The organism is Patiriisocius sp. (assembly GCF_051252435.1).
In the GTDB taxonomy this organism is placed as follows: domain Bacteria; phylum Bacteroidota; class Bacteroidia; order Flavobacteriales; family Flavobacteriaceae; genus Patiriisocius.
The window spans coordinates 301,864-317,128 of record NZ_JBPOFW010000003.1 but is presented as its reverse complement, the minus strand read 5'-3'; the positions used below and the strand labels follow the sequence as shown (position 1 = coordinate 317,128).

Genomic DNA, 15,265 nt, shown 5'->3' with positions numbered 1-15,265 from the left:
CCAGAATGCTCGAATCCCTTTTTTCATTCTCTCTCGCAACAATCGCGCTTGCCATTTCTCCCGGACCAGATAATATTTATGTGCTCACGCAATCTTTGGTCAATGGCACAAAAAGCGGTATTGCAACAACGGCTGGTTTGATAAGTGGTTGCATCGTTCACACGAGTTTTTTGGCATTTGGAATTTCAGCAGTAATAACAGCATCAGACAATTTGTTTTATGGGATTAAAATTCTTGGTGCTTTGTATTTACTTTATTTGGCGTACAAGGTTTTTAAGAGTGATGCATCGATAGATATGACTACGAATGCGCCTAAAAAATCGTATTGGTCGTTATTTAAGCAAGGTGTGATTATGAATCTTCTCAACCCAAAAGTGATGATTTTTTTCCTCGCTTTCTTTCCAGGTTTTCTTTGGAATCCCGGAGGGAATACGGTGAGCCAATTCTATATTTTGGGTATCACATTTATGGCGATGAGTTTTATTGTTTTTAGTTTAATCGCTTTGCTCGCTGGAAAGATTTCAATCTATTTAAAAGAAAATAATAATGTTGGGTTTGTAATGAAATGGTTGCAGATTGTTGTTTTTGTGGGGATAGCGGTGTTTATACTATTGTAGAAGAATTAATTAATTTCAGTTGCGGTATTTGGTTGAGCGCAGTGGAAGCCTTGATGAGAAAAATGCATTTCAAAAAATCTATTCCAACCTAAAACCCACGTTTAAAATCTCCTTATCTTTACGCTAATGCAAAAAGTAAAAATTATAGAATGTCCTCGCGACGCTATGCAGGGGATAAAGGATTGGATTCCAACGGAAAAGAAAGTGCAATACATACAATCGTTATTGCGCTGTGGCTTTGATACGATTGATTTTGGAAGTTTTGTCTCACCCAAGGCCATCCCTCAAATGGTGGATACAGCCGAAGTTTTATCGCAACTTGACTTGTCTTCCACAAAAAGTAAATTACTTGCCATTATTGCAAATGTGAGAGGGGCAGAAGCAGCTGTTGAGCATGAAGAGATAAAATATTTAGGATATCCTTTTTCGATTTCAGAAAATTTTCAAATGCGTAATACCCATAAAACAATAGCGCAGTCTATTGAAACGCTTCAGGAAATATTGAATATTGCCGATGCAAGAAATAAAGAAGTAGTGACCTATTTGTCTATGGGATTTGGAAATCCGTACGGCGACCCTTGGAATGTTGATATCGTTGGCGAATGGGCAGAAAAGTTGGACGGGATGGGAGTAAAAATCTTATCGTTGAGTGATACCGTGGGTACATCAACGCCCGAAATTATTGACTATCTTTTTTCAAACTTGATAGATAAATATCCTAAGATAGAGTTTGGCGCACATTTACACACAACACCAACCACATGGCATGAAAAAATAGACGCGGCTTACAATGCAGGCTGTCGTAGATTTGACGGCGCGATTCAAGGATTTGGCGGTTGTCCAATGGCAAAAGATGAACTCACAGGAAATATGCCAACCGAAAAAATGCTAAGCTATTTTAACACTGTAAAAGCACCCAATGACATTAAAACAATGAGTTTTGAGAGTGCCCATAACGAGGCTAGCAAAATCTTTAATTTATATCATTAATTAGAAGTTTTATTATGCGGACTTATTAATGCTGAAATGAGTTCACTTTCCATTACTGAAATGTTATTCTCATTACTATTTCTTCTGAAATGAAACCATAAAATATTTAGAAATGAATTTGTTTAAAACATCTGAATTCAAAAAAACTCACTTAAGAGCCAAAACTTCAATTGGAGATAATTCTGTTAGCGATATTATAAAATCAATTTTTCTGCTTTCTTCTTTTTTCATTCTTCTAAACAGTTGTAAATCGACTAAAATTTCCGAAGTAAAAAGTAATGACCTCACTACCATTAAATTAATCCAAGTCAACGATGTGTATGAAATTGCTCCTTTGAGTGATGGGCAATATGGTGGGATGGCACGTGTGGCGCATATTAGCGACTCTATCAAAAAGCAATTCCCGAACAGCTATCTAGTCATGGCTGGCGATTTTTTAAATCCGTCACTATTGGGAACGCTCAAAGTGGACGGCAAGCGAGTAAAGGGAAAACAGATGATTGAAGTGATGAATGCAATGAAATTTGACTTGGCTACCTTTGGAAATCACGAATTTGATTTAAGCGAAGAAGAATTGCAAGAACGCTTAAATGAATCTGATTTTGAATGGATTTCGGCAAATGTATTTCAGAAAAAAGGAGACAATATTAAAAGTTTTTATAGAGTTAAAAACGGCGACTCTATTAGAATACCCGAAACCATTTTTTACGACATTGAGATAGGAGAGGAGTATCCCTTACGCATGGGTTTTTATAGCGTAACTGTAGACTCAAATCCCGTGGAATATGTGTATTATGCAGATTATGCGCTAGAAGCGCGCAGTGCATACACCGCTTTGCAACAGTCAAATAGCGATATCATTATAGGTTTGACTCATCTTGAAATCGGTGAAGATATTTTGGTGGCAGAGGATTTAACGGAAACCGATTTAATCATGGGCGGTCACGAACATACAAATATGAAGGTGCCCGCGGGAAACACCTACATAACAAAGGCAGATGCAAACGCCAAAACCATTTATGTACATACGTTAACGTATAACAAAAAAACGGAGCAGTTAACGAAGGATTCGCAGTTGGTTGAAATCAACGAAAAAGTACCGTCATTGCCCAAAGTAAAAACAATAGTGGATAGATGGGAAGCTATTTTAAATACAGAAATAAAACAAGTCATTGACAACCCAGACGAAATTATTTATACCACAAAAATTCCTCTTGATGCAACCGATACATCCGGAAGAAGTATGCAAACAAATGTGGGCAACATTATTACCGAAGCTATGGCAAAGTCATTTGATAAACCCGCTGAGATAGCTTTGGTCAATGGGGGTTCTTTTCGCTTGGACGATAAATTAATGGGCGATATTGCGAGCATCGATATTTTTAGGATTTTGCCTTTCGGCGGAAATGTGCAGCGCGTTGAGATGACGGGAACTTTATTAAAAGAGGTGCTGGATTATGGAGAAATAAGTTCGGGCACCGGAGCTTATCTACAGCGTTATAAGGTTTCAAAAAGTGACAAAGGCGAATGGTTGATACATTCAAAACCTTTACAATTGGATACCATTTATACTGTTGCAATTAGTGATTTTCTATTAAAAGGATTTGACATTCCTTTTTTGACCGACAAACATCCTGGAATTAAAAGTGTTTATATTCCAAAAACTACAGAACCTGCAAGCGATATAAGGAAGGCCGTCATCACATTTATGAAAACATTATAAATTATTTCTTACTATTAATTAGAACTATTCTAAATAATAATTACTTTTGTCTCTTAAATTTTGAAACTATGAAATTTCTAAAATATTTTTTGATTCTCGCATTGGCAGCATTTGTTATTATGCAATTTATCAGACCTGAAAAAAACCAGAGTGGGTACGAAACTGTAGCCCATTTTGAAAAAGATGCTGCTGTCTCTCCAACACTTGCCGAGGTTTTTAAAACCAACTGCTACGATTGTCATAGTGACCAAACAGTGTATCCTTGGTATTCAGAGATTGCTCCAGCTTCGTTTTGGTTAGAAGATCACATTGCTGATGGGAAGAAGCATTTTAATGTTTCAGCATGGGAGTCGTATTCAGCTAAAAAGAAAGACCACAAACTAGATGAATTGATAGAATTTGTTGAAGATGGCGAAATGCCACTTGACAGTTATACGTGGCTTCACGGAGATTTAACAGATGCCGAAACAAAGTTAATATTAGGCTGGGCACAACTGCAAAGAGTGAAGTACCAAAGGGAAATGGCGCAGATGTCAAAATAACAAGACGTATAAATTTTAATAAGACATTCAAAACTTTCAAGTTTCATTAAAATGAAATTTGAAAGTTTTTTTTATGTATTTAATTGAAAAACAATCGGGTATAAATTTAACATTAAGTTTATCTAGATTTAATCTAAATAAACTTGTCCGATTGAACAATGGTATTTATTTTTGCACCTGAAATGAACAAACTATTTATATTCAGTCTAAATAAAAATCAATGAAAAAGCTTTTATCCCTCTCACTCATCATTGCAGCCACTTTTGCTTCTTGCGATAAAAATGATGACGGTACAATACTATTAAATGATGTTGTTGAAGCACCAGCAACATATACTTTTACAAGAAACAATCAATCTACCGTTTCTTTTTCTGGACAAACTACACGCATTTTAATGGCACAAGAAACAACATCTGCATTTACAGATTTTGACAATGCTACTGAAGCTTCTATATTAGCCATGTTTGCACATCAAGAAGGTGCAAACGATTTTAGTGATGCAGATTTAAATGCTTCAGATAAAAGCTTAAGAAGTAAAGTTGCCGCTTCCCAAGATTTCTTTAATTCAAATACGACCGAAGCTGCTTTGATCAAAAACACCTTTGATGGATATATTTCTGGTCAAGTAAATGAAGTATTTCCAAATCAAAACACTTTGGCTGAGCCAGGCATAGCAGGTCAAATTGCTGATGGAAGTAGAACACGTTATGTAAACGGTAACGGATTAGAATATAATCAAGCATTTGCAAAAAGCCTTATTGGAGCGTTAATGATGGACCAAATGCTCAATAATTATTTAGGAACTGCTGTGCTTGATGAAGCAGATAATAGAGAGAATAACGACAATGATATTCTGGACGGAGAAAATGTATATACTGCCATGGAGCACAAATGGGATGAGGCCTACGGGTACATTTACGGAACTTCTGCAGACCCATCAAATCCAAACCTAACCATTGGAGAAGACGATAGATTTTTAAATGAATATACAGGTCGTGTAAATGATGATCCAGATTTTAATACAATTGCCGCAGAAATATTTGAAGCTTTTAAATTGGGTCGTGCAGCAATCGTTGCGAAGAACTACGAAGTTCGTGATGCACAAGCGGCTATCATCCGCCAGAAAATTTCTGAAGTAATCGCTATTCGCGGAATTTTCTACTTGCAAAACGGAAAAAACAAAATTGTTGAAGGAAATCAAACAGGTGCATTCCACGCCCTTTCGGAAGCGTACGGATTTGTTTACAGCCTCCGTTTTACCAGAGATACTCAAAGTAACGAATCTCTTTTTAGCAGAACTGAAGTGGATGACCTTTTAGCACAATTGGTGGATGAAACCAATAATGGTTTTTGGACGTTAACACCGGCTACAATCGATTCTATTTCCGAAGCCATCGCAGCAAAATTTGACTTTACCGTGGCACAAGCGGCAAGTACAAATTAAAGATTTGTTTTTTATGTGAAGGTAACTGCGTTGAATTTCAAGCAGTTGCTTTTATTAAATTTTAAAAAAGTTTATATGAAATATTTTAAAGCATACCTTTTAATCGCCCTATTTATAGCGGTTTCTTGCGATACCGATGACGGTGCAAGCGACCAAAATCCAGGGGCAAATGACAACTTTGATAGGGGTGCCATGTTGGTACATTGGGCAGATAACTTTATCATTCCTGCGTACACAGATTTTGATGCAAAAGCTTTGGCGCTTGACGCGAGTGTGGACAATTTTAATACAGCTCCTTCTATAGCTACTTTAGCACAACTTCGTGAGGATTGGTTAACGGCATATCGCTCTTTTCAAAAAGTTTCTATGTTTGAAATAGGCAAAGCCGAAATGTTAAACGTTAGAAACCGAATCAATATTTATCCTACCAATTCCCAAGAAATTGAAGATTTAATTTCGCAAGGCTCTTGGAATTTTGAATTACCTTCTACCGTTGATGCACAAGGATTTCCCGCAATGGATTATTTATTAAACGGATCTGGAACAGATCAAGAAACAATCAACAAATACATTACGGATGCCAATGCAGAAAACTATAGAGCATACTTAAAATCACTTTCAGAAAATATTAAAAGCCTAGCAAACCAAGTACTGGTAGATTGGAATTCAAATTTCAGAAACACATATATTACCAATACAAGTTCATCAGCTTCAGGTGCTGTTGATCAAACGGTAAACGCCTTTATATTTTATTACGAAAAATCGTTGAGAGCGGGTAAAGTAGGTATTCCGGCAGGTGTTTTTTCCGCAAATCCTTTGCCTCAAAATGTCGAAGCATTTTATAAGAAAGATATTTCAAAGCAATTACTACAAGACGCACTAAAAGCTACGCGTGATTTTTTCAACGGAAACGGAACAACATCAGGCCCAAGTTTAAAAGCATATCTCGATGCATTAAACGTAGTTAAAAACGGAAGCGATTTGAGCACATTGATAGACAATCAATTTACAGCGGCAAATAGTCAAATTTCAAATCTTTCAAATAATTTTGTAGAACAGATAGCGCAAGACAACAGTCAAATGACCGCAACGTATGATGAGCTGCAACGCAATGTCATTTTGATGAAGGTGGATATGCTGCAGGCATTGAGCATCAATATTAATTATGTCGACGCAGACGGAGATTAATAGATTGTAAATATCAAAGCGCTCAACACATATTTAAACACACAAATAAAGGCTGCCCCGTTGGCAGTCTTTCGTATTTGTTTTGGGTTGATGATGGTGTACAGCATGGTCCGGTTTTGGGCTAACGGTTGGATACAAGAACTCTATATAGACCCGCCGTTTCATTTTAAATACTTTGGCTTTGAATGGGTGCAATCTCTTGGCATATACAATTATGCACTCTTTATTATCTGCGGAATCGCTGCGCTTTGTGTCGCGTTGGGATACAAATATAGAATAGCGATTATTGTGTTCTTTTTGAGTTTTACGTATATCGAACTCATTGACAAAACCACCTATCTCAACCATTATTATTTTATAAGCTGTATGGCATTTTTGATGCTGTTTTTGCCAGCAAATGTTTATTTTTCCATAGACGCTTATCGTAATGCCAAACGCAATTTTTCAACCGTACCTCGCTGGACTATTGATGTTATAAAAGCACTACTTTTTATCGTTTATTTTTATGCTGGATTGGCTAAATTGAACAGCGATTGGTTGCTTGAAGCCATGCCATTAAAGATTTGGCTACCTTCAAAATATGATATTCCTTTCTTCGGAAATGTGCTGCAACAAGAGTGGCTTCATTATGCATTTAGTTGGGGTGGAATGCTTTACGATTTATTGATACCTTTTCTGCTTTTATACAAACCCACTAGAAAAATAGCGTTTTTTTTAGTGATTGTTTTTCATGTAATGACGCGCGTGTTGTTTCCTATTGGGGTGTTTCCATTTGTGATGATTGTGAGCGCATTGATATTTTTTGACGCATCTTTTCATCAAAAAATTATCAACGGAATTTCTAAATTATTTAAAATTTCCGAAGTCAAAATTCAACAATTTTCATCCTCACGAGCATATCATTTTGGGTCTAAAATTTCAATCATTATTGTGGGATTATTTCTCGTTATTCAAGTGCTTTTACCATGGCGGTATTTGGCATATCCCAATGAGCTTTTTTGGACCGAAGAAGGCTATCGCTTTTCGTGGCGCGTCATGTTGATGGAAAAAGCGGGATACGCTCAATTTAAAGTAAAGGACACAAAGACAGGAAAACAATTTCTCGTAAATAATGCAGATTTCTTATCGCCATTTCAAGAAAAGCAAATGAGCACACAGCCCGATTTTATACTGCAATATGCTCATTTTTTGGGTGAACATTTTGAGTCGCAAGGCATTGAAAACGTTGGGGTTTTTGTAGAAAGTTACGTCGCGCTTAATGGGCGATTGAGTCAGCCGTATGTTGACCCACAGGTTAATTTGATGGAAGTGAAAGAAACATTTAAACCTAGAGATTTTTTGTTGCCGTTTGGCGATGAGATTAAGGGATTTTAATAATTACAAATAAGTGAGCATGTTTAGCCAATTTATTAAAAATACAGTACTACTATTTCTATTCGCATATTCGGTGACAGGAATAGCACAATTTCAATTGTCGGGAACAGTGATTTCTCAAGATGGAGCTTCGGGGATTGAAGGTGCTGAGGTGTATGTAACCCAATTGGGTATTTCTGAAACGACAGATGTTTCGGGTACGTTTAATTTCAGCAATATTCCTGCAGGTAATTATCAACTCGTCGCTTTTTCTTTGGAATTTGAAGTTGTGGAAATAATGCTCACCATTTCCGAAGACAAAAACGTGACTATTGAATTACCCTTGCTTGGAGAACAACTTTCTGAAGTTTTAATAACAAAACGCAAAGAACGCATTTTTGCGCTCCGGCAGTTAAAAGAAGTGGAGGGAACAGCTATTTACGCAGGTAAAAAATCTGAGGTTGTTCTCGTTGAAAATCTTATTGCAAACCTCGCGAGTGGTAATGCACGCCAAATTTATTCGCAAGTCGTGGGGCTCAATATTTACGAAAATAACGATGCTGGATTGCAGTTAAATATTGGCGGTCGTGGTTTGAATCCCAACAGAAGTGCTAATTTTAATACGAGGCAAAATGGGTATGATATTTCGGCAGATGTTTTGGGGTATCCCGAAAGTTATTACACCCCCCCCGCAGAGGCGATTGAGTCTATTGAAGTAGTGCGCGGTGCAGCTTCTTTACAGTACGGGACTCAGTTTGGTGGCTTGATAAACTTTAAATTAAAGCAACCCGAAAAAGATAAAAAAATAGTTTGGACATCCCGCCAATCCTTAGGGAGTAACGATTTGTTTACGAGCTTTAATAGTGTGAGCGGTACCGTTGGCAAGGTGGGTTATTATTCGTATTTCAATTATAAAAAAGGGAGTGATTTTAGACCCAATTCTCAGTTTGATTCGTATAATGCATTTTCGCATGTGGATTACAGTTTTTCTGAAAAAACGAACTTGGCTTTTGAGTTTAGTTTTTTGGATTATTTGGCACAACAACCAGGAGGATTGACCGATGCCCAATTTGAAGCTGACCCTACATTTAGCAATAGAACAAGAAATTGGTTTGACGTTAATTGGAAATTATACTCGTTGCGTTTGGAGCATGAAATTTCAGAAAAAACAGATTTTAGTCTCAACCTCTTTGCCTTAAATGCATCGCGAAAATCGGTTGGTTTTAGAGAAAATAGAGTTTCACAAAATGATAATCTCGAAGCACCGCGCGAACTTATTGTCGGAAATTTTAATAACTGGGGAGCTGAAGCGCGCGTATTGACACGCTATAATTTATTTGAAAAAGAGAGTACATTATTATTGGGAACAAAATATTATCAATCCAATAATAGCGAACGGCAAGGTCCGGGAAGTAATGGGACGGATGCCAACTTTGATTTCGCCGATGCCGAATATCCAGATTATACGCGCCAGAGTGACTTTACATTCCCAAATTTGAATTTTGCATTTTTTGGCGAAAACATTTTTAAACTATCAGATAAATTTTCAGTGACTCCCGGTTTTAGGGTTGAATATATAAAGACACAAAGCGAAGGTGAATACAAAAATATTATTTTGGACTTGGCTGGAAATCCAATTACAAATGAGACGTTACCGGACAACCGAGAATTTGATAGAAGCTTTGTTTTATTTGGCGTTGGTCTCAGTTATAAAATGAACTCTGCAACCGAGCTCTACGGAAATATTAGCCAGAATTATCGCTCGGTTACGTTCAACGATATCCGCATTGTCAATCCCTCATTTAGGGTTGATCCAAATATTACGGACGAGCAAGGATATACTTTTGATTTGGGCGTGCGTGGAAGGTTTAAAAAATATCTTTCTTATGATATTGGCGCCTTTTTATTGAGTTATCAAGATAGGTTGGGGGTAATCGTGAGAGAAGTAAGCGACATTCAAGAAGAACGCTTTCGTGGCAATATAGGCGATGCAATTACGTACGGTGTTGAAAGTTTTATCGATTGGAATATTTGGGAAACGGTTTCAGAAAATAAAGATTTTAGGTTGAACGCATTTGTTAACTTGGCAGTTACCGAAAGCGAATACATTTCATCTGAAGAAACAAATGTAGAAGGAAAAGAAGTAGAGTTTATCCCAAAGATTAACTTGAAAACGGGTGTTGGCTTTGGCTACAAAAACTTTTTAGGAAGCCTTCAATACACCTATTTATCCAAACAATTTACAGATGCTACAAATTCACCCCGCGACCTCCAAAGTCAGAGCGGTATTATTGGCGAAATCCCAGCCTACGATATACTCGACCTATCTTTATCGTACACGTATCATCGTTTTAAATTAGAAACTGGTATCAATAATTTGCTAGATAATAGTTATTTTACACGTCGCGCAACGGGATACCCCGGGCCTGGAATTTTACCAAGCCAGCCCAGAACTTGGTATGCATTGTTGCAGTTTAAGTTGGATTAGAAAAATTGATTTTGAGTAATTGATTTATAATTTTTTCTTCGGAAATTTTAAATGGATTAAATCGGTTCAAATAGAATACGTAATTCTGAAGTCATATTTCATAAATCTTAATTAATAATAGTACCTTTGCACGCAATTATATACTAACGACTTTCATTACTTCAGAAAGTAAATACTAATTGCAATGACCGCACACGAAAACAAAATTTTAGGAGAGGGATTAACCTACGACGACGTCCTTTTAGTTCCCGCTTTTTCTGAAGTTCTACCGAGAGAAGTTTCAATCAAAACAAAATTTTCAAGAAATATTACATTGAATGTGCCTATCGTTTCCGCAGCGATGGATACAGTGACCGAAAGTGCCATGGCTATTGCTATTGCTCGTGAAGGAGGAATTGGTGTTTTGCATAAAAATATGACCATCAAGCAACAAGCGGCCGAAGTACGTAAAGTAAAACGTGCCGAAAGCGGCATGATTCAAGACCCGGTGACACTCAAAAAAGATAATACTGTTGGCGATGCACAGAAAACAATGCGCGAATACAGCATTGGCGGAATTCCAATCATCGATGAAAAAGGGTTGCTCATTGGTATTGTTACCAATAGAGACTTACGTTTTGAAAAAGATTACGACCGTAAGTTGAGCGATATAATGACTACGAAAAATCTGGTTACAGTTGCCGAAGGAACTTCTTTAAAAGAAGCTGAGCTCATTCTACAAAAAAATAAAATCGAAAAATTACCAGTGGTTGATGATGCGGGAAAACTCCTCGGATTAATCACATTTAGAGATATCACAAAACTAACACTCAAGCCCATTGCAAACAAAGATACTTTTGGTCGTTTGCGAGTTGCAGCGGCTTTAGGAGTTACTGCAGATGCTGTAGAACGAGCTGAGGCTCTCGTAAATGCACAAGTAGATGCGGTAATTATTGACACCGCTCACGGTCATACCAAAGGTGTGGTAATGGTATTAAAAGAAGTAAAGAAAAAATTTCCAAACCTTGACGTTGTTGTAGGAAACATTGCAACCGCAGATGCTGCAAAATACTTAGTTGAAGCAGGTGCAGATGCTGTAAAAGTGGGCATAGGACCAGGGTCAATATGTACAACGCGCGTAGTTGCCGGAGTTGGATTTCCGCAGTTCTCAGCTGTACTGGAAGTGGCTGCTGCCATCAAGGGAAGTGGCGTGCCGGTAATTGCAGATGGAGGAATACGTTACACAGGTGATATCCCTAAAGCAATTGCGGCGGGCGCAGATTCTGTGATGCTAGGTTCACTGTTGGCAGGAACTAAAGAGTCTCCAGGTGAAACCATCATTTACGAAGGAAGAAAATTTAAATCGTATCGTGGAATGGGTTCTGTCGAGGCGATGAAGCAAGGCTCGAAAGACAGATATTTTCAAGATGTGGAGGACGATATTAAAAAATTGGTACCAGAAGGTATTGTAGGTCGTGTGCCTTATAAAGGGGAGCTTGTTGAAAGTATGACGCAGTTTATTGGAGGTTTGAGAGCGGGAATGGGGTATTGTGGGTCAAAGGATATTGAGACGTTGAAAGAAACGGGGCGTTTTGTAAAGATAACCGCAAGCGGAATCAATGAAAGTCATCCGCATGATGTGACAATAACTAAAGAGTCGCCTAATTATAGTAGGTAGGTTTTCTTCGGAAATATTAAATATTAAAAAAGCCAATCTAATATGAATTGGCTTTTTTTTTGTAGGAAATGGTGTAAGTATTAGTGATTTATATCAGGTGTTGTAGCAAGTACTTTTTCAGAATAAGCTTTCTGGATATTTCTCAATTTCCTTTTCTTCTTGTTCATTTTTGGCTTGTTGCAATTGTTTTATTATCGATTTTGTTTCTCTGAATTGTTGAGCCTCTATTGTTTTTATGAAATCTACCTCTTTTTCAAATTTTTCTATTATTACTTTTTCAATTTCGTCTAATGTTACTCTAAAATACTCTTTTCTATAATTTACTTTGTTGATGCGTCTATCCTCAAATTCTCTATGCAAAAGATTCTCAAGTTCAGGTGCGTTTTCTGAATAAATCATAGCGTGTAAGTCAAATGTAAATGGAACGGAAGCATCTCCCAATTCTTTAACTCTGTCCATTGGTTCAAGTCTTCTTGTCATTCCAATTTTATAAACATTATCTCCGAATGAACCAAGATTGGATATTATGTAAACGTGTCCAGATTTAGTCTCTTGGGCTCTTGAAATAGCTCTTTCTTTAGCTTCGTGAGCTTCTTTTAAATTTTGCTCTAACTGGGCGATTTGTAAATTAAGTTCCTCTAATTGCTCTCCGCTGACCAAACCTAAATCCTTTCTTGCACGTTCTAAAGCTTTTTGGTAACGTTGTTCTTCAATTTCTGCATCTTTTCTTGCTCTTTCAAATTCTCTTTGTGCTCTTTCTTCTTCTCGCTGTTCTTCTCTTATTGCTCTTGCTTCTTCTTTTTCTTGATGTTTTTTGTGAGCTAATTCATAGACTAAATGAAGTTCGTCCAATTTTAGCTTTAGGTACTTTTCTGTGATTAAAGTATTGTTAGATTGACCGAGTTTATTAATTGCGTTGTAGGCTTTTGTTATACGCTCTTCAAAGCGCTTGATATTATTCCAACGGACTTTTGAAATCAAAGCGTCGCATTCTCCATTAAATGCTCTCAAAGTCAAATTAATATATCTACTCGTCATTATTTCGCCTTGTTTTCGGCTATTACCGACAACCCATTCCGTGTTGCAAACACAAGCATTTCCACCTTTTATTAGTTGCTTTTGTCTTGTAACTATTTGGATAATTCGCTCTTGATATTTTTCTGAAGTATCTAAATCAAAAATCGGTTCGTAAATTCCAAGTTCGACAAACTCTAAATCATTTTGGTAAAGTCTTATGTCTTTTTCTAATTCTTTATAAATTGATTTTGCATCGATAAACTTTCCATTTAATTCACTCGTTCTTAATTGAATAGCTGAAAGTTCTTCATTTTTTAATTCTATTTCTTTCTCAATAGAAACAACGCCACTAAATCTTTGTAAGTCAGAATTCAGTTTATTGTTTTCCTCAAACTTTGCTGTTAATTCTAAACTCTTTTTGTCTATTTCAGAATTAAGCTTTGATTTTGCTTTTTTACTTTGGTTTAGCACAATAAATAGTGCAATTCCTAAAGCTAAAATTATGATTATTAGTACTATTGTCATTGATTAGTTCGATTTTTCTTGTATTTGCTACAACGGCTCTGTATAAAAACAGTAGGGCTGAAAATGTGCGCAAACCATTCGGTTGAACACAAGCCGAATTTTTAAATTTCTATGTTTATTTTTTCTTTTAAAGCTAGCCAAATTTAAAAATTTGGCGAACTCGCAAATGTGCCCGAACCTTTTTGTTTAGCCACTAATTGCCCTATTGTTTTTATACTTTGTTGCCCACAGTTTACATCGGCATTATTAATCAAATTCCCACCTTCCATCAATTAGTCTAACAACAAATGGCGTGGTTGCCAAACAGCCTCCGATCCCAAAATCTATTACAGCAATATTGTATTCTTTATTGAAAATTGGTTTTGACATAAAAAATAGGTCTGGATATTTTTCATAAAAATTTACTCGTGCTTTTTCACTACTCCCATAACTAAATATTATATCAAATTCTTTTCTTAAAACGACATTCAGGTCCTTCCGCAATAATTTTTCGTCAATTATTAATTCTTCCGAAAATCCAATTATACTATCGTAGTCACTTTCTTTTTGTAGATTTAACTTTTCAAATATAACCTGCTTAAATTCTTCATCAGTTAAAAACTCCTGTGCGTCGAATGTCTTTTCCCCTTTCCTTGGTTCTACAATATTTTGACAGTAAAAAAAACTTGTATTTTCATCAGTTATGTCGTTTAGCAATTTAGTGGTTTTTTCAGAGTATAATTCTGATGTAGTTTTTTTATTAATTTCATTATCGGCATCGTTGCATCCACTAATAAAAATTAGTCCGAATAGAACAAATGATATTTTAATTACTGATTTCATAAATTGTGGGCAACACGTTATAAAATACAATGTATGCATTATATACGGAACAATAAACCGGTTATCAACAGTTAAGTGTGCGTGTTTGCAGGATTTTTATTTGTTAGAATTATACAATTGCCCGCGATTGGGTTTCAGGCGTTCTCTTAAATCATTTACATGCTCTTCATCAACAACCATATATGCAATATGGTGCATACCGGTCAATTTTTCTACGTCGCAGAGCGTGTTTTCAAGGCCTTCGGTTTGAGCGAATTCATTGAGGTGAATTACATGGTGCGCAGCTATTTGCGAAGCATTGGGGCCTTTGAAATCCCAAATCATTTTTATTCTTTTACTCATTTTTTATGTATTCTGTTACCCTTTTTCTTCGGTTGGTTCTATTTGTTTTCTTGAACAGATGTGCCGTTTTCTACAAAGTTTTTAAAATCGTTCAAATATTTCTTTGATTGTTTTTTAAATGCTCCGGGCATTAAAAACCCCATAGCTTTCATCATAAAATTTTTAAAGATAAACTCAGATTCGCTATGCCATTGTGTGGTGTGTTCATCAATGACGGTGAAATAATTTTTTTGGATATTGTCAACCGATTTGGTGTTGTAGCTTGCATGGAATTCAGACGGAAAATCATTTTTTATAACGGTTTCGGTCATGACCATTTCGCTTTTCCCCATTTTGTAGCGTAGTTTCATTTGTGCACCGGTTGTGCCGGGTTCTTTTCCATGTATTAATTCATAACCAATCAATCCGCGTTGCCAGTGTTTCATGTTTTCGGGATTATCTAGTTTTTTTATGACTTCGGAAATTGGTTTTTCAATGATTACTATAGTCTCGTATTTCATGTTTTTAAAGGTTGGTTGTCTTGTAAATATATTTAAAATTTCAGAAGAAGATAAACT

General features: G+C 36.4%; 13 protein-coding genes. 9 read left to right on the top strand and 4 right to left on the bottom strand.

Annotated features, from left to right (window positions below; genetic code table 11):
- The first annotated feature begins 5 nt into the window (after positions 1–5).
- The 9 genes from ACSHW7_RS08920 to guaB all read left to right on the top strand — a co-directional run bounded on the left by ACSHW7_RS08920 (position 6) and on the right by guaB (position 12,002).
- On the top strand, positions 6–617 hold the full coding sequence (locus ACSHW7_RS08920) for a LysE family translocator (RefSeq protein ID WP_435678994.1): 612 nt from the start codon (positions 6–8) through the stop codon (positions 615–617).
- Between the two features lie 126 nt (positions 618–743).
- Complete coding sequence (locus ACSHW7_RS08915; protein ID WP_435678993.1) at positions 744–1,607, top strand: hydroxymethylglutaryl-CoA lyase; 864 nt, start codon at positions 744–746, stop codon at positions 1,605–1,607.
- Between the two features lie 112 nt (positions 1,608–1,719).
- Entirely contained in the window at positions 1,720–3,330 is a 1,611-nt protein-coding gene (locus tag ACSHW7_RS08910) for a bifunctional metallophosphatase/5'-nucleotidase (protein ID WP_435678992.1), read from the top strand.
- A gap of 68 nt (positions 3,331–3,398) precedes the next feature.
- A complete protein-coding gene (locus ACSHW7_RS08905; RefSeq protein WP_435678991.1) occupies positions 3,399–3,872 on the top strand; it encodes a heme-binding domain-containing protein in 474 nt (157 codons plus the stop codon).
- A 220-nt stretch (positions 3,873–4,092) separates the two neighbouring features.
- On the top strand, positions 4,093–5,316 hold the full coding sequence (locus tag ACSHW7_RS08900; RefSeq protein ID WP_435678990.1) for a DUF4856 domain-containing protein: 1,224 nt from the start codon (positions 4,093–4,095) through the stop codon (positions 5,314–5,316).
- Between the two features lie 75 nt (positions 5,317–5,391).
- Positions 5,392–6,504, top strand: a complete 1,113-nt coding sequence (locus tag ACSHW7_RS08895; protein WP_435678989.1) for an imelysin family protein — start codon at positions 5,392–5,394, stop codon at positions 6,502–6,504.
- A gap of 12 nt (positions 6,505–6,516) precedes the next feature.
- Positions 6,517–7,878: an HTTM domain-containing protein gene (locus ACSHW7_RS08890; RefSeq protein ID WP_435679132.1), complete on the top strand. Its 1,362-nt coding sequence runs from the start codon at positions 6,517–6,519 to the stop codon at positions 7,876–7,878.
- Positions 7,879–7,897: 19 nt separating this feature from the next.
- Positions 7,898–10,345 (top strand): TonB-dependent receptor domain-containing protein, encoded by a 2,448-nt coding sequence (locus ACSHW7_RS08885; protein ID WP_435678988.1) that lies wholly within the window; start codon positions 7,898–7,900, stop codon positions 10,343–10,345.
- A gap of 184 nt (positions 10,346–10,529) precedes the next feature.
- A complete protein-coding gene (gene guaB / locus ACSHW7_RS08880) occupies positions 10,530–12,002 on the top strand; it encodes an IMP dehydrogenase (RefSeq protein ID WP_435678987.1) in 1,473 nt (490 codons plus the stop codon).
- A gap of 117 nt (positions 12,003–12,119) precedes the next feature.
- Here the strand turns inward: guaB and ACSHW7_RS08875 are convergent, their stop codons facing one another.
- The 4 genes from ACSHW7_RS08875 to ACSHW7_RS08860 form a co-directional block, all read right to left on the bottom strand.
- A complete protein-coding gene (locus ACSHW7_RS08875) occupies positions 12,120–13,544 on the bottom strand; it encodes a DUF4041 domain-containing protein (RefSeq protein WP_435678986.1) in 1,425 nt (474 codons plus the stop codon).
- A 246-nt stretch (positions 13,545–13,790) separates the two neighbouring features.
- A complete protein-coding gene (locus tag ACSHW7_RS08870; RefSeq protein ID WP_435678985.1) occupies positions 13,791–14,366 on the bottom strand; it encodes a hypothetical protein in 576 nt (191 codons plus the stop codon).
- A 96-nt stretch (positions 14,367–14,462) separates the two neighbouring features.
- The gene (locus ACSHW7_RS08865) at positions 14,463–14,708 is read right to left on the bottom strand and encodes a hypothetical protein (protein ID WP_435678984.1); all 246 of its coding nucleotides are present in this window, start codon (positions 14,706–14,708) and stop codon (positions 14,463–14,465) included.
- Between the two features lie 38 nt (positions 14,709–14,746).
- Positions 14,747–15,208, bottom strand: a complete 462-nt coding sequence (locus ACSHW7_RS08860) for an SRPBCC family protein (protein ID WP_435678983.1) — start codon at positions 15,206–15,208, stop codon at positions 14,747–14,749.
- Positions 15,209–15,265: the final 57 nt, after the last annotated feature.